At 69.1% G+C, this 18,975-nt stretch carries 18 protein-coding genes; 7 read left to right on the top strand and 11 right to left on the bottom strand.

Features of this window, described 5'->3' with window-relative positions; all coding sequences use genetic code 11:
• Positions 1-10: 10 nt before the first annotated feature.
• From HUA75_RS03665 to HUA75_RS03655, 3 genes are all read left to right on the top strand, one after another.
• On the top strand, positions 11-865 hold the full coding sequence (locus tag HUA75_RS03665; protein ID WP_217445897.1) for an AraC family transcriptional regulator: 855 nt from the start codon (positions 11-13) through the stop codon (positions 863-865).
• A gap of 11 nt (positions 866-876) precedes the next feature.
• Complete coding sequence (locus HUA75_RS03660; RefSeq protein WP_174485536.1) at positions 877-1,491, top strand: 2,3-diphosphoglycerate-dependent phosphoglycerate mutase; 615 nt, start codon at positions 877-879, stop codon at positions 1,489-1,491.
• Between the two features lie 89 nt (positions 1,492-1,580).
• Complete coding sequence (locus HUA75_RS03655) at positions 1,581-2,297, top strand: DUF4476 domain-containing protein (protein WP_254627353.1); 717 nt, start codon at positions 1,581-1,583, stop codon at positions 2,295-2,297.
• Between the two features lie 81 nt (positions 2,298-2,378).
• Here the strand turns inward: HUA75_RS03655 and HUA75_RS03650 are convergent, their stop codons facing one another.
• The 8 genes from HUA75_RS03650 to HUA75_RS03615 form a co-directional block, all read right to left on the bottom strand.
• Positions 2,379-2,921: a hypothetical protein gene (locus HUA75_RS03650; protein ID WP_141645472.1), complete on the bottom strand. Its 543-nt coding sequence runs from the start codon at positions 2,919-2,921 to the stop codon at positions 2,379-2,381.
• 106 nt (positions 2,922-3,027) lie between these two features.
• Positions 3,028-4,398 (bottom strand): oxygen-independent coproporphyrinogen III oxidase, encoded by a 1,371-nt coding sequence (hemN, locus tag HUA75_RS03645; RefSeq protein ID WP_174485533.1) that lies wholly within the window; start codon positions 4,396-4,398, stop codon positions 3,028-3,030.
• A 141-nt stretch (positions 4,399-4,539) separates the two neighbouring features.
• Positions 4,540-5,958, bottom strand: a complete 1,419-nt coding sequence (gene ccoG, locus HUA75_RS03640) for a cytochrome c oxidase accessory protein CcoG (RefSeq protein ID WP_174485532.1) — start codon at positions 5,956-5,958, stop codon at positions 4,540-4,542.
• A gap of 24 nt (positions 5,959-5,982) precedes the next feature.
• Positions 5,983-6,531, bottom strand: coding sequence for a cbb3-type cytochrome c oxidase N-terminal domain-containing protein (locus tag HUA75_RS03635; RefSeq protein ID WP_141645469.1), 549 nt, complete (start codon positions 6,529-6,531; stop codon positions 5,983-5,985).
• The gene (locus tag HUA75_RS03630; RefSeq protein ID WP_141645468.1) at positions 6,524-6,703 is read right to left on the bottom strand and encodes a CcoQ/FixQ family Cbb3-type cytochrome c oxidase assembly chaperone; all 180 of its coding nucleotides are present in this window, start codon (positions 6,701-6,703) and stop codon (positions 6,524-6,526) included. The genes HUA75_RS03635 and HUA75_RS03630 overlap by 8 nt, the downstream gene beginning before the upstream one ends.
• On the bottom strand, positions 6,703-9,063 hold the full coding sequence (gene ccoN, locus HUA75_RS03625; RefSeq protein ID WP_174461449.1) for a cytochrome-c oxidase, cbb3-type subunit I: 2,361 nt from the start codon (positions 9,061-9,063) through the stop codon (positions 6,703-6,705). Before ccoN ends, HUA75_RS03630 begins: the two co-directional genes overlap by 1 nt.
• A gap of 4 nt (positions 9,064-9,067) precedes the next feature.
• Positions 9,068-9,265, bottom strand: a complete 198-nt coding sequence (locus HUA75_RS03620; RefSeq protein ID WP_174485531.1) for a cytochrome oxidase — start codon at positions 9,263-9,265, stop codon at positions 9,068-9,070.
• On the bottom strand, positions 9,262-11,871 hold the full coding sequence (locus HUA75_RS03615; protein ID WP_174485530.1) for a heavy metal translocating P-type ATPase metal-binding domain-containing protein: 2,610 nt from the start codon (positions 11,869-11,871) through the stop codon (positions 9,262-9,264). The genes HUA75_RS03620 and HUA75_RS03615 overlap by 4 nt, the downstream gene beginning before the upstream one ends.
• 48 nt (positions 11,872-11,919) lie before the next feature.
• Between HUA75_RS03615 and HUA75_RS03610 the strand changes: the two genes are divergently transcribed.
• Together HUA75_RS03610 and HUA75_RS03605 are read left to right on the top strand one after the other, a co-directional pair.
• Positions 11,920-12,621, top strand: coding sequence for a sulfite exporter TauE/SafE family protein (locus tag HUA75_RS03610; RefSeq protein WP_174485904.1), 702 nt, complete (start codon positions 11,920-11,922; stop codon positions 12,619-12,621).
• 98 nt (positions 12,622-12,719) lie between these two features.
• On the top strand, positions 12,720-14,528 hold the full coding sequence (locus tag HUA75_RS03605) for a DUF885 domain-containing protein (RefSeq protein WP_174485529.1): 1,809 nt from the start codon (positions 12,720-12,722) through the stop codon (positions 14,526-14,528).
• Positions 14,529-14,594: 66 nt separating this feature from the next.
• Here the strand turns inward: HUA75_RS03605 and HUA75_RS03600 are convergent, their stop codons facing one another.
• Together HUA75_RS03600 and HUA75_RS03595 are read right to left on the bottom strand one after the other, a co-directional pair.
• Positions 14,595-15,410: a hypothetical protein gene (locus tag HUA75_RS03600; protein ID WP_174475650.1), complete on the bottom strand. Its 816-nt coding sequence runs from the start codon at positions 15,408-15,410 to the stop codon at positions 14,595-14,597.
• Between the two features lie 47 nt (positions 15,411-15,457).
• On the bottom strand, positions 15,458-15,874 hold the full coding sequence (locus HUA75_RS03595; RefSeq protein WP_141645462.1) for a YciI family protein: 417 nt from the start codon (positions 15,872-15,874) through the stop codon (positions 15,458-15,460).
• 379 nt (positions 15,875-16,253) lie between these two features.
• On the opposite strand from HUA75_RS03595, the gene HUA75_RS03590 reads away from it, so the two are divergent.
• Positions 16,254-16,838: an SRPBCC family protein gene (locus tag HUA75_RS03590; RefSeq protein WP_141645461.1), complete on the top strand. Its 585-nt coding sequence runs from the start codon at positions 16,254-16,256 to the stop codon at positions 16,836-16,838.
• Between the two features lie 96 nt (positions 16,839-16,934).
• Here the strand turns inward: HUA75_RS03590 and HUA75_RS03585 are convergent, their stop codons facing one another.
• Positions 16,935-18,167 carry an acetyl-CoA C-acyltransferase gene (locus HUA75_RS03585; RefSeq protein ID WP_174485528.1) on the bottom strand — a complete coding sequence of 411 codons (1,233 nt, stop codon included), beginning with the start codon at positions 18,165-18,167 and terminating at the stop codon, positions 16,935-16,937.
• Between the two features lie 171 nt (positions 18,168-18,338).
• Between HUA75_RS03585 and HUA75_RS03580 the strand changes: the two genes are divergently transcribed.
• Positions 18,339-18,950, top strand: coding sequence for a TetR/AcrR family transcriptional regulator (locus tag HUA75_RS03580; RefSeq protein WP_141645459.1), 612 nt, complete (start codon positions 18,339-18,341; stop codon positions 18,948-18,950).
• The last annotated feature ends 25 nt before the right edge of the window (positions 18,951-18,975 follow it).

The raw sequence follows: 18,975 nt of genomic DNA, 5'->3' as shown, positions 1-18,975 counted from the left end.
GAAATCGGCCATGAGCGCTCGCCTGCCCTGGCCCCGGATTGAACCCGCCCCTCGCGTGCCGCATGCTGGCCCCGTGACTTCCCAGTCGCTCCAGGTCGAAGCCCACGGCGCGCTCGCGGGCTTCGTGCGTGGCTTCCGCGCCGTTCCCCGGGACGCGGGCGGCGGCCCCGCGTACGTCCGCCTTCCCGATGGAGAGGCCGAGCTCATCGTCCGCCTCTCCGACACCCGGGGCGACGCCTATGTCATCGGCACGCGCCTGCATGTGCTCCAGAAGGGCGGAACGGAGGTGCCGCCCCTGGCCGTCGCCGTGCGCTTCAAGGCCGGAGGCGCCTACCCCTTCTTCGGTGTGCCCATGGCCCACCTCACCGACCGCGTCGTCAACCTCGACACCCTGTGGGGCGAGGACGGAGCCCGCCTCCGTGAGCGGATGCACGAGAGCACCACCCTGGCCGCGAAGGTCCAGGTGCTGGAGACCGCGCTCACCGAGCGCCTGCGTCGCGGTGACGTGTTCGAGCCCGCCTCCGCGCACGTCGTCCGCCGCGCGGTCCGCGCCATCTCCCAGTCACAGGAGCTGCCCCGGATTGAAGCACTGGCGCGAGGACTGGGCGTCAGCGAGCGACAACTCCGGCGCGCGTTCGACGACGTGGTGGGCATGAGCCCCAAGGTCTATGCGCGCATCGTCCGCTTCCAGCGCGCCATGCGGGCCTCCACGCGCGCCGCCACGCCAGACTGGGGCGCCATCGCCGCGGCCACCGGCTACTACGACCAGGCCCACCTCATCTCCGACTTCCGGAGCCTGACGGGTGTCACCCCCGTCGCGCTCCTGCGCGCGGGCCCCTTGGCCGTGATGCCCGGCTTGCGCTAGCAGGGAGAGCCATGCCCCTTCTCGCACTCGTCCGCCACGGTCAGTCCCTCTGGAACCACGAGAACCGCTTCACCGGCCTCGTGGACGTGCCCCTCACCGAGAAGGGCCGCCTCGAGGCCCGCCTCGCCGCGCGCGCACTCCAGGGCATCAGCTTCGACGTCGCCTACACCTCCGTGCTCACCCGCGCGCAGGAGACGCTCACCATCATCCTGGAGGCCCTCGGCCAGCGCCCGCCCATCATCCGCGACGCCGCCCTCAACGAGCGCCACTACGGCGACCTCCAGGGCCTCAACAAGGCGGACGCCGCCCAGCGCTTCGGCGAGGCCCAGGTGAAGCTGTGGCGCCGCTCGTACGACGTGCCGCCGCCGAATGGCGAGTCGCTGGAGATGACCGCCCGACGCGTGCTCCCCTTCTACGAGCGCGCCATCTCCGGCGACGTCCGCCTGGGGAAGAACGTCCTCGTCGTCGCCCACGGCAACTCGAACCGCTCCCTCGTCATGAAGCTGGACCAGCTCACCGGCGAGCAGGTGGTGGGACTGGAGCTGGCGACCGGCATTCCGCTCGTCTACGAGCTGTCGGCCGAGGGGTCCGTGCTGTCCAAACGAACCCCTCTCCCTGAGACATGAGACAGGGGGCCCCTTGTCGTCTGGGGGCTTTGAATGCCATGAGACTCGGCCCGTCAGAACTGTCGAGTACACAAACAAGGACGCTCCCGATGAAGTCCCTCGCAATCGCCGTCGCCCTGCTGACCGCCGCCACTTCCTTCGCGCAGACCTCCCCGCAGGTCGAGAAGCAGCAGGCGCCCGACGCCACGATGGAGAAGCTCCGTCCTCCCCCGCCGGGCCGTCCGCAGCCGTCGCAGCCCTCCCAGCCGCAGTACCCGCCGCACAACAACTCGGGCCCCTTCGTCCCGCCGAACAGCACCGGCACCCTGGTGGTGGTCAGCCGCGAGGACCTGGCGCAGCGCCTGGAGCGCCTGGAGCGCCTGCTGGAGGACATCGAGGACCGGGCGGACCGGGACTCGCGCAACAAGGTGCGCAAGGCCCAGGAGACGCTGGAGAACGTGAGGCGCCAGGTCGCCGATGCCCCGCTGCTCGCCACGGTGATGCCGCGCCCGCCGCCCCCGCCGCCGGAGCCGATGGTTCGCCCGATGGCGGACGGCGCCTTCCAGCGCTGGTACGACGCCATCGCCCGGGAGAACTTCACCGACGACAAGCTCCGCGTCCTCAACACGGGCCTTCAGAACAACTACCTCCTCGTCTCCCAGGTGATGCGGTTGATGGACCGCTTCTCCTTCAACGACGACAAGATCAACGTGCTGCGCGCCGTGAGGTCGCGAATCCTCGACACGGAGAACAACTACCAGCTCTACAACGCCTTCACGTTCTCCTCCGACAAGAAGCGCGCCCAGGAAATCTTGTCGCAGCGCTGAGCGCCAACGAGCAGACACGCTGAATCGGGGCGTCGCGGGAACCCACCCGCGGCGCCCTTCGTGTTTCCACCACCGGAAGCCTCACGGGCCGGACAGCTTCTCCAGCAGGGCCCTGGCCTCCGGCGAGTCCGCGTTGCCGTGCACGACGGCCAGCACCTGTCCCCGCTCATCGAGCGCGATGGCATAGGGCTCGCGACTGGAGGCCAGCCCCAGCGACTTGCCCACATCGCCGCTCTTGTCGAGCCAGGTGTCCGTCCAGAACGCCTCGGGCACCTTCTTCTTCGCCCGCTCCCTCGCGGAGTCCGCGCTGACGAAGAAGGGGACCTTGAACGTGAGCACGGAGGCCCGGTGCACGGAGTCCGGCACCTGGGTGGCGGCCGTGTCGAACCAGCGCCGCATCTCCTCGCCGCCGTCCTTGTCGGTGAGGACCACCAGCAACGTGCGCCGTCCCCTCCACTCCTGACTGCGGTGCGTCTTCCCCTCCAGGTCCTGCGAGGACAGCTCCGGCAGGGCCTCCCCTGGCTTGGGCGCCGCGCCCGCCAGTGAGGCCACCAGGAGCGAGGCGAGCAGGCAGGAGGCCCTCAGCCCTCGTCGAACAGACCCACGCGACTGTCGCGGCTCCATCACCACCTCCGTCGCCCGAGGGCGCGCAGGTGAAGTGGCCATTGCCTCGGGAGGAAGCCAGGGGAGCGGCCCCGTGAGGGGCCTGCCTGCTCGGTGGTCCGGGTGGCTACACCGTTCGGGAGAAGCGAGGCCGCTCGGCCCGCGCCAGGCGCGCGTCGAACACCATGGCCACGTTGCGCACGAACAGTCGCCCCAGGGCCGTCAGCTCCAACTGCGTGCCCGAGCGGACCACGAGGCCGTCTTCCTCGAAGCGCCGCAGTCGCTCCAGCTCGGGCGCGAAGTCGCGGACTCCATCCTCGCCCAGGTCCACCCAGGCGTTGCACATGAGCTGGGTGATGACCGCGCGGCGCTTCCGGTCGTCCTCGGTGAGCAGCAGGCCGCGCTCGGTGGCCAGTCGCCCCCGCGAGACGCGCTCGTAGTAGGCGGGCAGCGGACGGACGTTCTGCGCATACGCGCCGCCCACGTCGCTGATGCCCGTGCTGCCCAGCGCCACCACGTCCGAGGCCGCCTTCACGGTGTAGCCCTGGAAGTTGCGGCCGAGTCGGCGCTCGGACAGCGCGCGCGCCAGTTCGTCCTCCGGCACCGCGAAGTGGTCCATGCCGATGGCCTGGTACCCCGCCCCCACGAACGCCGCATAGGCCGAACGGAACAACTCCAGCTTCACTGGCGCGGTGGGGAGCGCCTCGGCCGGCATCCGCTTCTGGTGCTTGAGCACGTCCGGCATGAAGGCAAACGAATAGACGGCCAGCCGGTCCGGCCGCATCTCCAGCACCGTCTCCAGTGTCCGCGCCCAGCCCTCCGGCTCCTGGTAGGGAAGCCCGTAGATGAGGTCGAAGTTCACGCCGGTGAAGCCAAGTGCGCGCGCATGCTCCAGCAACGCTCGCGTCCGCTCGGGCGTCTGAAGGCGGTTCGTCACCTCCTGCACGCGCGGGTCGAAGTCCTGCAACCCCATGGACAGGCGGTTGAAGCCCAGGCTCCGCAGCAACGTGAGCTGCCCCGCTGTCGTCACGGAGGGATGGACCTCGATGGCGACCTCTGCGTCAGGCAGGGGCACGAAGCGCCGCGTGAGTTCGGTCCACAGTCGCGCGAGCTGCGGCTCCGTGAGGAACGTCGGCGTGCCTCCTCCCCAATGGATTTGCGAGAGCGAGCGACGCGCGCCCAGCCGCGCTGTCACCAGGTCCAGCTCCATGACCAGGTGGTCGAGGTACCGGTCCGCCGCGCTCGTGTCCCTGCTGATGACCACGTTGCAGCCGCAGTACCAGCAGAGGCTGTGACAGAACGGAAGGTGGACATAGAGCGACAGCGGCTCGGCGGAGTCCCGCGTCCCAGCGCTCCGCAGGCGGGCCTCCAGCGCCTCCGGCCCGAAGTCCTGACGCCACTCCGGCGCGGTGGGATAACTCGTGTAGCGAGGTCCGGAGACGTCGTACCGACTCAGCAGCTCCGGCGTGGGCCGGGGGACACCTGGCAGCGGTTCCATGTCCCTCCACCCCATTCCAAGGCGCGTGCCACGCCTGTCGCCCGAGGTCCCCGGAAGCGCCCGCAGAATCTGCGGAGTGCCTCAGGGGACACGCACGGCTTTCGTCGAATGGAGTGTCCGTGAGCCTGCCGCCCTGCTCCCTCAGCGACGCGGGGACGGCGGACCGAGGAAGCGCGCCTCCATCCGCTTCACCTCGCCGGAAGCGGAGTCCGCCACCTCGACGAGGAAGGTGAAGGGAACCTCGACACTCCCCTGTGGGACGAGGACGAACAGCGGCACCCGGAAGCTCTCCAGCGAGGCGAGCCGCACCTGGGCCTGCGGTATCACCACCTGCGCGGAGGGCGGGCCCCGCACGGTGATGGAGAAGGTAGACTCCTCCGGGTTCTTGTTCACCAGGTGCACCTCGAACTGGTTGCGCACCGAGCCCGCCTCCACGAGGTAGGGCGTTCCCTGGAAGCGCAGCAGGTTCGCCTCGAACGGGATGCGCCTCGCCACGCTCCACACGAACCCACCCACGGAGGCGAGCAGCAGCACCGCATACAGCACCAGCCGGGGTCGCCACGTGCGCCGGGGCTGGCCCGCGAGCCCGTTGAGCGAGTCGTAGCGGATGAGCCCGCGCGGACGCCCCACCCGGTCCATCACCTCGTCGCACGCGTCGATGCACTGCGCGCAGGCCAGACACTCCATCTGCAGGCCGTTGCGGATGTCGATGCCCGTGGGGCACGCGGTGACACACTTGCGGCAGTCCACGCAGTCGCCCTTCGGCGGCGCGGGCCGCGTGGGGAGGACCTTCAACAACCGCCCCCGAGGCTCGCCCCGTCGCGCGTCGTACCCGACGATGAGCGAGTCCCCGTCCTGCATCGCCGACTGGAGCCGCCCATAGGGGCACACCACCACGCAGAGCTGCTCCCGGAACCACGCGAAGTTGAAGTACAGCGCGCCCGTGACGGCCATGGCCCAGGTGAACGCCACTGGAGCCGCGCTCGGCCCTCCGGCAACCATGGACACCAGCCCTCCGGCGGACACGAAGAGGCTGAGCGCGGCGTGGGCGATGAGCAACGACACGCCCAGCCAGGCGCCATGCTTCACCACCGCGCGCGCCACCCGGCCCGCCGTCCACGACGTCCCTTCCTGGCGCAGCCGCCGCTCGCGAGGCCCGTCGATGAGCCGCTCCAGCGGCCGATAGAGCCCCTCCAGGAACACCGTCTGCGGACAGGCCCAACCGCACCACACCCTGCCCAGCCACGCCGTGACGAACAGGAGGCCGAACCCCAGCGCCGTGCACAGGAAGAGGACCCGCCAGAAATCCTGCGCGTTGTATGTGGCGCCGAAGAGGAAGAAGCGTCGCGCCGCCACGTCCAGGTGCACGGCGGGATGTCCGCCCACGTCTATCAACGGCAGGGCCACATAGATGGCGATGAGCACCGCGAACGCCACGCGGCGCCAGGTGATGAAGCGGCCCCGCACATCCGACGGATGCAGCGCCCGCCGCGAGCCATCCGCGTGGATGGACGAGAGCTGGTCGATGCGGGGGCCTTCCTGCTGGGGGGCTGTCGCCATGTCGGAGTCCTCGCGGCGCGAGCGCTACGGCTGCTCGGGCTCGCCCTGAGGCGCCTTTCCGCCAGCGGCGTTCGTCCCCTTGAGCGTCAACACGTACGCGGTGACGGCCTTGACGCGCTCGGCCCCCAGCGTCCGCTCCCAGGCGGGCATGCCCTTGGCCACGGCGCCGTCGGCCACGACCTTGTGGATGGCCATGGGTGCGCCGCCGTGCAGCCAGAAGCCGTCCGTGAGGTTGGGACCGATGAGGCCCTGTCCCTGCGCGCCATGACAGGCCGCGCAGTTGGCCTGGAACACGGCCTTGCCACCCTCCAGCGACGTCGGGTCCTTCACCAGCTTCAGCAGCAGGTCGTCCGACGCGGGTGTGTTGCTGGCCATGCGCTGGGCGTGTTCAGCGGACTCCGCGGCGTACTCGCCCAACTGCCCGGGCCCCGCCTCCGCGATGTGGTACCAGAACCAGTAGCCCGCGCCGAAGACGAGCGTCGTCCAGAGGATGAACAGCCACCAGTTCGGCAGGTTGTTGTCGTGCTCCTCGATGCCGTCATAGATGTGTTTGACCAGTGACTTCTCACTCATGACCGCCCTCCCCGCGCTCCGACAAAGGCAGCCGTGAGAGCGCGTCGAAGTCCTGGCTCCTGCGAGCTCCGAACACCCAGGCGCAGACGCCCAGGAAGATGGCGATGAACAGGACGAGCGCGAAGAGGGGAAGCTCCTCCAACGTCATGCCCTGGTAGAATTGCTTGTACATCAGCGGCCTCCTTCCTGGACTCCCGCCGCCGACGCGGTGGGCGCGACCTCCGGCGGCGGCACATCCTGCGGACCTCGACCCAGGCGCTGGAGGTAGGCGACCAGGGCCACCATCTCCGAGTCCCACGCCACCTGGACACCCTGAGTCGCCAGGTCCGCGGCGATGGCCTCACCCTGGGATTTCTGCCGTGCCTCGGCCGAGTCCACGTCCGTGTTGGTGTACGGCACGCCCAGCTTCCGCATCAGCGACAGCTTCTTCGGCGCGTCCTTCACGCGGATGCGGTTCTCCGCCAGCCACGGATAAGGCGGCATGTTCGAACCGGGACTCGTGGCTCGCGGATCCATCATGTGCGTGTAGTGCCAGAGGTTCGGATACCGGCCACCCACGCGGTGCAGGTCCGGCCCCGTGCGCTTGCTTCCCCACTGGAACGGGTGGTCGTAGATGAACTCCTCCGCGCGGGACACGTCGCCGTAGCGCTGCGTCTCCGCCACGAAGGGGCGAATCATCTGTGAGTGGCACGTGTAGCAACCCTCTCGCACGTAGAGGTCTCGCCCCTGGAGTTCCAGCGGCGAGTACGGCTTCTGCGCCTCGCCATGCGCGGGCACGGCCTGCTGGATGAGGATGGTGGGCAGCAGCTCCGCCACGCCGCCAATCAGGATGGCCACCAGCGTCAGCACCGTGAAGGCCAATGGGCGGCCCTCGATGAGCGCGAACCACGACGGCCGTCCCGCCTCGCGGTCCTTGCGAGTGACAATCCAGGCCAGCTCGCCCAGCGCGACGATGGCGCCCATCAGCACCAGCGCGCGCACCGGCTTCGCCCAGCCCAGGAACATCGTCACCGTGAGGATGGCGATGGCGAACACCAGCGGACGGCCGGTGACGACCTGCACCCAGCCCGGCGCGGGCGTCGTCGTCGCGGTGGGCACGGGAGCCGGTGTGTCTTCCACCACCACGGTGGTCTCTCCGTCGACAGCCTTGCCCGCGCGCGCCGTCTTCCAGAGGTTCCACGCCATCATGCAGAAGCCCACCAGGTACATGGAGCCGCCGACGAAGCGGACGATGTACATGGGCCGGATGGCGAGCAGCGTCTCCACGAAGTTCGGGTACAACAGCGTCCCGTCCGCGTGCGTGGCCCGCCACATCAACCCCTGGTTGATGCCGCTGATCCACATCGACACGATGTAGAGGAGGATGCCCACCGTCCCCAGCCAGAAGTGCGCGTCCGCCGAACGGGTGGAGTACAGCTTCGTGCCGTACAGCCTGGGCACCAGCCAGTAGAACATGCCGGCCGCCATGAAGCCGTTCCAGCCCAGTGCGCCGCCGTGCACGTGGCCGACAATCCAGTCCGTGTAGTGCGCCAGCCCGCTCACCGTCTTGATGGACAAGAGCGGCCCCTCGAACGTCGCCATGCCGTAGAACGTCACGCCGGCGATGAAGAACTTGAGGACCGGGTCATCGCGCAGCTTGTGCCACGCGCCCTTCAACGTGAGCAGGCCGTTGAGCATGCCGCCCCACGACGGCGCCCACAGCATGACGCTGAACACCATGCCCAGGGACTGCGCCCAGTCAGGAAGCGCCGTGTAGAGCAGGTGGTGGGGACCGGCCCAGATGTAGATGAAGACCAGGGCCCAGAAGTGGATGATGGAGAGCCGGTACGAGTACACCGGCCGCTCCGCCGCCTTGGGCAGGAAGTAATACATGATGCCCAGAATCGGCGTGGTCAGGAAGAAGGCGACGGCGTTGTGGCCGTACCACCACTGCACCAGCGCATCCTGCACACCGGAGAAGACGGAGTAGCTCTTGAGCCCGTCCAGCGGCAGCGCCAGGCTGTTGACGATGTGCAGCACCGCCACGGTGATGATGGTCGCGATGTAGAACCAGATGGCGACGTAGAGGTTCTTCTCGTTGCGCTTCGCCAGGGTCCAGAAGAAGTTGATGGCGAAGACGACCCAGATGACGGTGATGGCCAGGTCGATGGGCCACTCCAGCTCCGCGTACTCCTTGGAGGTGGTGATGCCCAGGGGCAGGCTGATGGCCGCGGCGACGATGATGAGCTGCCAGCCCCAGAAGTGGATGTTCGAGAGCACGTCGGACGCCATGCGCGCCTTCAAGAGGCGCTGCGTGGAGTAGTAGACGCCGGCGAACATCATGTTGCCCACGAACGCGAAGATGACCGCGTTGGTGTGCAGGGGCCGCAGCCGGGAGTACGTCAGATAGGGAATGCCCAGATTGGCCTGCCACCACGCGAGCTGGCTGGCCACCAGCGCACCCACCGCCATGCCCACGATGCCGAAGACCACCGCCGCGAAGATGAAGCGGCGGACCGTGGTGTCGTCGTAGACGATTCGCTGTTGTTGCACGGAGTCACTCCTGGGAAGCCGAAGGCGACGACGGCCCGTCGGAAGACGCGGCGGGGCGAACCGCGCTGTCCTCCTCGAGCGGAAAGAGCGCGAGCCGGTCCGCCTGCTCGTGGTCCCGGTGACGCATGCTGTAGATGAACAGCAGCACCGAGCTGGCCACGAGCATCAGGCTCACGAAGACCTGGAGCACGAGCACGTTCATGCGGGCACCTCCGTGGGACGAGACAGGGGCACCGATGCGCCGCGTGGAGCCCGGGGCGCGGACAGGCTCCACAAGGTGAACAGGACGGTGGCGAGGCTGGTGGCCGGCATCGCCACGGCGGCCCGCAGCGGCGTCATCAAGCCCGCGAGGCACACGGCGACGGCCACGGCGTTGTAGCCAAAGGCCAGCACCAACAACCTTCGCACCACATGCCGCAGGTGGCGCGACAGTCGCAGGGCTTCGCGCAGGGAGGAGAGCCCCTCGCCTACCAGGAAGAAGTCGCTCTTGCCCGGCATCACCGGTCGATCAATCGCGGGGGTTCCCGCGCAGAGCGCCCGCTCGAAGGCGAGGCTGTCGTTGACGCCATCGCCCAGGTACAGCGAATCCGTCGCGCCAAGGCGCGAGACGGCCCACGCCTTGTCCTCGGGGCGAAGGCCGCCCAGGGCACGCTCCAGGGGCACGCCGATGGAGACCGCCAGCTCGCGCACCCTCGCGGGTGCGTCGCCCGAGATGAGCCAGACAGCATGGCCCTCGGCCTGGAGCGCGAGGACCTCGCGGCGTGCGTCCGGTCGCAGGGCCTCACGCACCGGGAATGAGGCCAGGGGGGAGCCGTCGCGAAAGAGCACGGTGCCACGAGGCCCGTCGGTGCCGTCGGCGCGCAGCAGGGCACGGGGAAGGACCGGAGCTCCGCTCTCCGAGCCATGCGACGCAATGCCTGCTTGCGATGAGGCTGTCTCGTCTCCCGCATCGAGCCGAGACGTGAAGCCAGTTTCTCCGAGTCCCTCCTCGAACAACTCAGCGCCGTGGCCATGCCCCGCGGAACCTGGCGCGATACTGTCTCGCACGAGGCGCCAGTCCGCGCGGCCCAGGCGCCACGACACTCCATCTCGCACCCACTCCAGGCCCTGCCCGGGATGCTCCGTCACCCGCGCCTCCGGAACGAAGCGGGCGCCCATCCGCGAGAGCGAGTCCGAGAGACACCGACTCACCGGATGGTTGCTGCGCGAGGCCAGATTGAAGGCCACGTCGCGCGCCTCCTCCGTGAGCGTGTCGAGCGAGGCCCGGTCCACCAGCTCCATCCGCCCGAGCGTCAGCGTCCCCGTCTTGTCGAACAGCACCTGACGTACACGCGGCAGGCGGTCCAGCAGGTCCGTGGAGCGGATGAAGAAGCCCTCACGGCGCAAGCGCGCCTGCACCCACTCATAGGCCAGCGGCGTGGCGATGCCGATGGCGCAGGGACACGTCACCACCAGCAGGGCCACCGCCACCTCCAGCGCCTTGTCGGGCCCCGATGGCCACCACAACACGAGCCCCAATGCCGAGACCGCCAGCACGGTCACCACCCACCGCCGCGACACCGCCTCCCAGAAGCGCGTGTGGCCCGCGCCTCGGCTCGTGCCCTCCGGCGCGCGGCGCAGCAGCGCCACCAGCGGCGAGTCCTGGAACGACTGTCGCGCCTTCGCGCGCACTGCTTCGCGCCCCGCATTGAAGGCACCCGCGGGCAGCGCTTCCCCCACGGCCACCTCGCGCTCATCCGGCTCTCCCGTCATCCAGTCCGTGGAGACGCGCGCGCTCGCATCGAGCAACTCCGCCTCCACTGGCACCAGGTCCCCAGGCGCGATGACCAGCAGGTCACCCTCGGCGACCTGGGACACACGCACGGTGGCGAGCCGCTCGCCCTCCTGCCGGCGAACGAAGAGCCCGTCGGCGCCATCGTCCTCCAGCAGGAAGCGCCGGTTGCGCTCCAGGACACGCTGCTGGAGCCAGCGTCCCACCAGCATCAGCGTGACGAAGGTGTTGAGGGTGTCGAAGTAGGCGAGGTCGCCGCGTCCTCCCCGGGCCTGCACCAGCGAGGTGCCGAACACCAGCAGGATGCCCAACGCGATGGGCAGGTCCAGGTGCGGCACGCCTCGACGAAGCCCCTGCCACGCCGAGCGGAAGAACGGCCATCCGCCGACGGCGACGACGAGCGTGGACAACCCCAGGCTCAGCCGCGTGAAGAGCTGGAAGACGTCTCCATCCTCCGGCGCGAGCCCCACGTAGAAGCTCACCGAGAACAACATCACGTTCATCGAGAGCGCCACGCAGATGCCCAGGCGGATGGGCAGGTCCAGGCTCGCGGGCGCGGGCCGCTTGCGACTGGGGCCAAAGAGGTATCCGAAGCCCTCCACCATTCGCAGGAAGCCGCCCACGTCGAAGGCCCCGCGCTTCCACTGCATGCGAGCCTTACCCAAGGCGGGGTCCACGGTGAGCCCCGCCCCACCGGGCTGACGGCGGAACAACTCGTTCATCAACCAGACACACGCGGCGCAGTGGATGCCCTGGACGTCCAGCTCCAGCGAACACAGCGCGCTCGGCGTGGCCTCCGCGCGGGCCACCAGGGGCTCCAGCCACGCGAGTCCTCGACCTCGAGCAGGCTCCGCCGCGGGCGCCGTCTTCCCACCCGTGAGCTGGTAGTAGCGAGTCAGCCCCTGCGTCACCAGCAGGCCATGCACCACCTCGCACCCCGCGCAGCAGAACTCGCGCGAGGCCGTGCCCTCCGGCACGCGGCTGCCACAGTGGAGGCAGACGGCCACATGGGGCCGGGTTTGCGCGGAGTCGGGCATGCGAGCTGTCACCTTGCGAACGGCATGCCTGTTGCGAAGGACTCGCTCATGCCCATCGACGTTCCGCTGCTGCTGACCTCGCTGACTCCAACGCCAACGCTGGTGGCGGGCGCGCTCGGCGCACTCACCGTGGGACTCACCGGCAGCGTTCACTGCTTCCTCATGTGTGGGCCGCTCGCCTGCGCGGGGCTCCCGGCGATGCGCGGGCCCGAGCGACACCGGGCGCTGCTCGCCTATCAAGGTGCTCGCCTGGGGGCGTACGCGCTGGTCGGAGGCGCGCTGGGCGCACTGGGCGGCGGCGTCACACGCGCGCTCGCGGTATCCACGCGTCCGTACCTTCCGTGGCTGATGGCGGCGGCGCTCGTGGCCTCCGCCCTGGAGCTGGGAAAGCGCCTGCCCCCTCTGCCTGGGCTCTCGCGGCTGGCGGGCGCCCTCTCACGCTGGAGCGCAAAGTTTTCGTGGGTGGGTCGCGCGGGCGCAATGGGTGCGGTGACGCCGCTGCTTCCCTGTGGCCTGCTCTACGGCGTGCTCACCGTGGCGCTCGCGAGCGGTTCGTTCGGTGGTGGCGCGCTGGTGATGGGAGCCTTCGCGCTGGGGGGAGTTCCGGCGCTGCTCGGCGCACAGCTTCAAGCAGGGCTGTGGAGCAAGCGGCCCCGGCTCTCGGAGTTCCTGCTTCGTCGGGCCATGCCACTCATGGCGGCGGCGGTGCTCGTCTTCCGCGCGGTCGACACATCACCGCGCTGTCACTGAGCGTCGGCGGTCCCCACGCGATGCGTCGGGGTGCGCTTGTCGCACGCGGTGGCATCGGCGAGGCTCCCGGCACCTTCTCTTTCGCCCGCCGAGGAACGATGACCGCGCCGCGCACTTCGAGCACTCTCGCCGCGTTGCTGCTGCTGTCCGCGAGCTGCACCACCTCGCGCCCTCCGACACAGAGCGAGTCTCCGTCCGCGGCGGTCTCCCAGGCCGCTGCCGCGCTCACGCCCGCGCAGGTGGCGCTCCGCGCCTTCGTGGACGCGCACTTCGACGAGCAGTTCCGTCGCTTCCCGCTGTCAGCCACCTCCGCGGGCGTCCACACCTACGACGGTGAGCTGCGCGGCTTCACCGCCGAGGAGCGCGCATCCCACCTCGCGTATCTCAAGGGCCGACTCGCCGCGCTGCCGACCGCGGTGGACCGCGACGCGCTGCCGCCCCTGGACCGGGCCGACTACGACATCCTGGAGAACCACTTCCGCGCGCGCATCCTGGACTCCGAAGAGGTGCGCTCCTGGGAGCGCAACCCCAACACGTACCTGAGCCAGGCCTCCGTCTCGGTCTTCCAGCTCATCAACCGGGACTTCGCGCCCCTGGAACAGCGGATGCGCTCGGCGGTGAGCCGCATGGCGAAGGTGCCGGACCTGTTCGCGGCGGCGCGGACGACGCTGAAGAACCCGCCGAAGATGTGGACGGAGATTGCCCTCCAGCAGGCCCAGGGCACCCGGTCGCTCTACGCTCAGACGCTGCCCCAGGCCTTCGCGCCGGTGAAGGATGCAGCGCTGAACGAGGCGTTCCAGAAGGAACAGGCGCGCTGCCTCGCGGCCATCGACGCGTACATCCAGTTCCTGCGTGAGGACGTGCTGCCCCGCTCCCAGGGGAACTTCGCGATTGGCGAGGAGACCTATCGCAAGAAGCTGCTCTACGAGGAGGGCGTGACGGAGAGCATCGACTCGCTGCTCGCATGGGGGCAGGCGGAGATGAAGCGCACCCAGACCCAGTTCCGGGAGGTGGCCGGACGACTGGGGCCTGGCAAGGCGCCCATGGACGTGTACCGGGAGCTGAGCAAGGAGCACCCCACGCCCGCGGAGCTGGTGTCCAGCACCACCGCGACGCTGGAGGAGATTCGAGCGTTCCTCATCCGCGAGCGCATCATCACCGTGCCCAGCGAGGTCCGCGCGCAGGTGGCGGAGACGCCGTCGTTCAATCGCTCATTGTCCTTCGCGAGCATGAGCACGCCCGGCCCGTTCGAGAAGCAGGCCACGGAGGCGTACTACTACGTGACGCCGCCGGACCCGACGTGGAACGCGGAGCAGACCGAACAGCACATGAGCTTCTACAATCATCATGCGCTGCCGCTCGTCTCCATCCATGAGGCATACCCCGGCCACTACGTGCAGTTCCTCTGGACGAACCGGGTGGAGTCCAAGGTGCGGCGCCTGCTGGGCTCGGGCTCGTTCTCCGAGGGCTGGGGCCTCTACACGGAGCAGATGATGCTCGACGAGGGCTACGGTGGGCGCTCGGGGCCCGCGGCCGACAAGCTGCGACTGAACCAGCTCGCGCTCTACCTCCAGCGGCTGGCGCGCTACGTCGCGGGCCTGTCCCTGCACACGCGCGGCATGACGTACGAGCAGGCGGTGCGGCTGTTCGAGGAGGAGGCGTTCATGACGAAGACAAACGCGGAGCGCGAGGCCCGCCGGGGAACGTCGGACCCCACCTATCTGGTCTACGCACTGGGCAAGAAGCTGCTCATGGAGCTGCGCGAGGACGCGAAGGCGCAGTGGGGCCAGGACTTCTCCCTCCAGCGCTTCCACGACGCGGTGGTGTCGTACGGCTACCCGCCCGTGCCCATCGTCCGGCGACTGCTGCTCGGCGAAGGCCCCGCGAAGGCGACCGCACACGAATAGGACTCGCGCGCCTCACCCGACGGCGGCGAAGGCGTCTCGCCACGGCGAGTCCTCCTGGCGGGGCCGTCAGCCCAGCAGCCCCTGGACGACGGCCTGACGCATCACCTCGGCGAGCACGTCCATGCCCTGCAGCGTGTTCACCCGCCGCACCGACACGTCGCCTGTCGCCATCTGCGTCGAATCCGCCACGACGAAGGGCAACGGACGCCGGCCCAGGCGCAACAGGCGCTCATCGTGGAAGGCGTCCGGCGCGCGCTCACACAGCATCCGCATGAGCATCGTCATGTTCGCGATGCGCGAGGGCTGCATCGCGGGCCCCAGGCAGGAGTAGTCCATCCCGTGCTCGCTCAGCACCGCGCTCCCACCCTCTCGCGCGAAGACATAGATGAGCTGCGACGTCTCCTCGGACTCCTGGCGCACCGTCTTCGCCCCCGTCCGAGGCAGCATCAGCCCGTGCGTGGCAATCGCCAGGCCGTACGCCTTGGCGACATCCAACTTGCTCGGCTGCTCCTTGTGCTCGCTCTGCGTCCGCACCGAGCTCGCCCCTCGGATGACCGCGACCACCTCGCCCCACGCCACGTCGAGTGACTCACCCGCGCGCGACGTGAACGTCACGGTGTCCGCGTTGAACGTCACGCGGCGCGCCACCACCCGCCCCTGACCAAGCCCCTGCTCGTCCACCGCGAGCACCGCCAGCCCCAGGCGCTTGAGCGACGCCACCAGCGCCTCCGCCGCCTCCGGCGCCAACCGCGCGAGCAACGCGGGCGGCTCCGGCGCCAGACGCATCCGAGCCTCCGCCGGCGCCATGCCCGTCGCGGATGCCAGGGCCATCGCCGCCGCCTGCATGTCCGGCGGGACCTCCACGAGTGCGACCACCTTCATGTGCCCACCTCGGTCCCGCGAATCCCCTCAGTGGAGCACGTTTCGACTCAGGACCGCGAGCGCGACGCGCGCAACTCCAGCTCCGTCGGCTCCTGGGACTCCGTGGGGAAGTCAGACGGCTCGAACACCTGGCGCAGCTCGATTCGCGAATCCGCGCTCCCCTCAGGGTGCGGACATCTCCGCGCCCACTCCAGGGCCTCCTCCCGCGACTTCACCTGAATCATCCAGAATCCAGCAATCAGCTCGTTCGTCTCGGTGAAAGGCCCGTTCGTCACCGTCCGCTTGCCTTGTGAGAAATCAATGCGCGCGCCGCGAGAACTGGGATGAAGGCCCGCCGCATCCAGGAGGACCCCCGCCCTCACCAGCGCTTCATTGTAGCGCTCCATCTCGGAGGTAAGTGCCTCGCCCTGGAGCGCTCCCGCCTCGGTGTCCTGGCTCGCCTTCAGCAGCAGCATGAATCTCATCGTCGCATCTCCTCGTCGGTCCCAAAGGCACGCATCCGACGGCGTGCCCCTCCGCCATGAGCCGAAGCTCCATCCTCGCGACGAACGAGACACCGGCGGATCGACACCGCGGCATGACCCACCCGCGCTCCGGGTATGCGACCCCGTCCGACCGCGATGTCGCGGCCGGCCCTGGATTAATCCGGGCATTTTCCCGACGGCGAAATCGCCAATGGTTCCAGCCGGTTGCGCGTCTCCAATGGGGAAAAACAGGGGTCGTGTCGATCCCCTCGAAGCCCATTCGTCGTCGCATTGAAGCCGGGATTCATACCCACCGAGGCGGCTGACCGGAGACCCCGGAGCCTCCCCTTTTCCCAACACCCCATCAGGAGTCGTTCACATGGCCAAGCTCATTGGTATCGCTGTCGTTGTGCTCATCGTCGGCGTGCTTGCCTTCATCGCCACCCGCCCGGACAGCTTCCACATCTCCCGGACGCGGCAACTCGATGCGTCACCCGACGCCGTCTACGCGCTCATCAACAACTTCTCCCTGTGGCGCCAGTGGTCGCCCTACGAGAACGTCGACCCGAACATGGAGCGCACGTACGAAGGCCCCGTGGAGGGAGTCGGCGCCAGCTACCTGTACAAGGGGAACCGGAACATCGGCGTGGGCCGGATGGAAATCCTGGAGAGCAAGCCGGGTGAGCGCATCGACATCCGTCTGGAGTTCATCGAGCCCTTCGCCGCCGTCAACCAGGCGAGCTTCGTGCTCGAAGCCGTCGAGAAGGGCACGCGCGTCACCTGGAGCATGTCCGGTCCGAACACCTTCATGGGCAAGGCGATGATGGCCTTCGGACTCATGGAGTCCTTCATCGGCAAGCAGCTCGAGAAGGGCCTGGTGGACCTGGAGACCGCCGCACGGACCCCGGCGCGGAAGTCCGCGCTCATGGAGACCAGCGCGGCCTCGCCGTCACTTGCCCACTGAGGGACTGGGACTCCTTCGACGTCACCTTCCGGAGCCCCAGGTCCCCCCTGGGGAGATACACCCATGATGCTGTTGATGTTGCTCGGCCAGTTCGGTTCAGCCGCGCTCGAGAATCGCCGCCACCGCTTGCCCGCCGCTGGTGCACAACGTCACCAGCGCAAGCGACTGCCCCCGTCGCTCGAGCTCATCCAGGGCGGTCCCCACCAGGATGCTCCCCGTCGCGCCCAGCGGGTGGCCCAGGGCGATGGCGCCTCCGTTGACGTTGACCTGGTCCAGGTCGATCTCCAGCGCCCGCGCCGTCTGTAGCACCACCGCCGCGAACGCCTCGTTGATTTCCCAGAGGTCGATGTCGCGCGCCTTGAGCCCCGCGGAGTCCAGCGCCTTGCGCGCCGCGAGCGCCGGCCCCGTCAGCATGAGGACGGGGTCACTGCCCACGGCGGAGACGGCCCGCACGCGAGCCCTCGGCTTCAAGCCGTGCGCGCGCACGTAGTCCTTCGACGCCACGAGGATGGCGCCCGCGCCGTCCGCGATACCACTCGCGGTGCCCGCCGTGTGCAGGTGGCGCACCGCGCCTGCCCGGGGATAGGCCCGGAGCGCCAGCGCATCCAGCGTCTCACCGTCGGGCCCCTCGGCCCGAGCCCCCAGGTGGGTGAAGGCGGGCGCGAGCGTGGCCAGCTTCTCGGCGGTCGTGTCCGCGCGTGGGTGGTCATCCACCGCCAGCAACACCTCTCCCGTCTGGGGATGCTTCACGGGGAACAGGCCGCGCTGGAACCGTCCCTCTGCCTGGGCTCGCACGGCGAGCTGTTGCGAGCGCAGGCCGAAGGCATCCAGTTCCTGCCGGGTGAAGCCTTCCAGCGTGGCGATGAGGTCGGCGGAGATGCCCTGGGGGACCTGGAAGAAACGCCGGCGCAGGTCGACGTTTCCGCCATCTGTTCCGCCGCCATCCGCGTTGAGACCGTAGCGACTCATCTGTTCGACGCCACCCGCGACGACCAGTTGCTGGGCGCCAGACGCCACCCCCATGGCCGCCAGCGACAGGGCCTGGAGGCCCGAGCCGCAGAAGCGGTTGAGGCTGAAGCCCGGGATGCTGATGGGCCACCCCGCGGCGAGCACCGCGTTGCGCGCGACGTTCGCGCCCTGCGCCTCGATTTGCGACACGACGCCCACCACCACGTCATCCACGTCCGCGACGTCCACGCCCGTGCGCAGCGGAAGCTGTTTCAACGTCTGCGCCAGCAACTCCTGCGGGTGCAGTCCGCTGAGCGCGCCCTTGCCGGGTTTGGCTCGGGCACGAGGGGTACGGACCGCATCCAAGATGTAGGCATCCATCGACGAGCCCTCCATTCGCGGGGTGGCTCCACGCCCGCCAGTGTGAAGCAACCATATTATGCTCGTAATATGGTCGCAATGTGAAGGCGGCGGGCAGGCGGGCGGTCCCCGTCAAAGGGCGGCGGGCGACGCGATGACGTGTATAATGGTGTACAGCGAGGTGAGATTCGGATGCCCCATCCCCCGGAGCAGAAGCAGTCCACGCACGAGCGAATCCTGGAAGCGGCGGGAGGGTTGTTCCGCCAGAAGGGCTTCCTGGGGACGAGCGTGGACACGGTGATGCGCGCGGCGGGCCTGACGGTGGGCGGCTTCTATGCGCACTTCGGCTCGAAGCAGGCGCTGCTCATCGAATCACTCCAGCGAATCATGAGCCGACAGCGCGTGGACTGGCCGCAGGGGCTGGAGGACCTGAAGGGCGCGGAGTGGCTGAGCCACCTGGTGCGGCGCTACCTCTCGCGGGCCCACCGGGACGCGGAGGTCCCCGTGTGCGCCCTGCCCGCCGTGCTGTCCGACGTGGTGCGCGGCGATGCTGACTTGAAGGAAGCGCTGGCGCATGAGCTGAATCTGACGGCGGAGACGTTCGCCAGACACCTGCCCTCGGATGAGCGCGCCAGTGCACGGGAGCGGGCGCTGGCGACGTATGCGCTGTGCGTGGGCACGCTGACGCTGGCGAAGGCCACGGCGGGCACGGCGGTCTCCGACGAGCTGCTCAAGGCCGCACGGCGCGTCGCCATGCTGGCCGCGGATTCGTCGAGCCCGGGAGACAGCGGCTCGACGCCGTGAGGAGGACTGGCGAGGCTCCACCGGG

This window comes from Myxococcus sp. CA040A, assembly GCF_013336725.1.
Taxonomy (GTDB): Bacteria; Myxococcota; Myxococcia; order Myxococcales; family Myxococcaceae; genus Myxococcus; species Myxococcus llanfairpwllgwyngyllgogerychwyrndrobwllllantysiliogogogochensis.
This window is presented reverse-complemented; position numbering and strand designations above follow the sequence as displayed.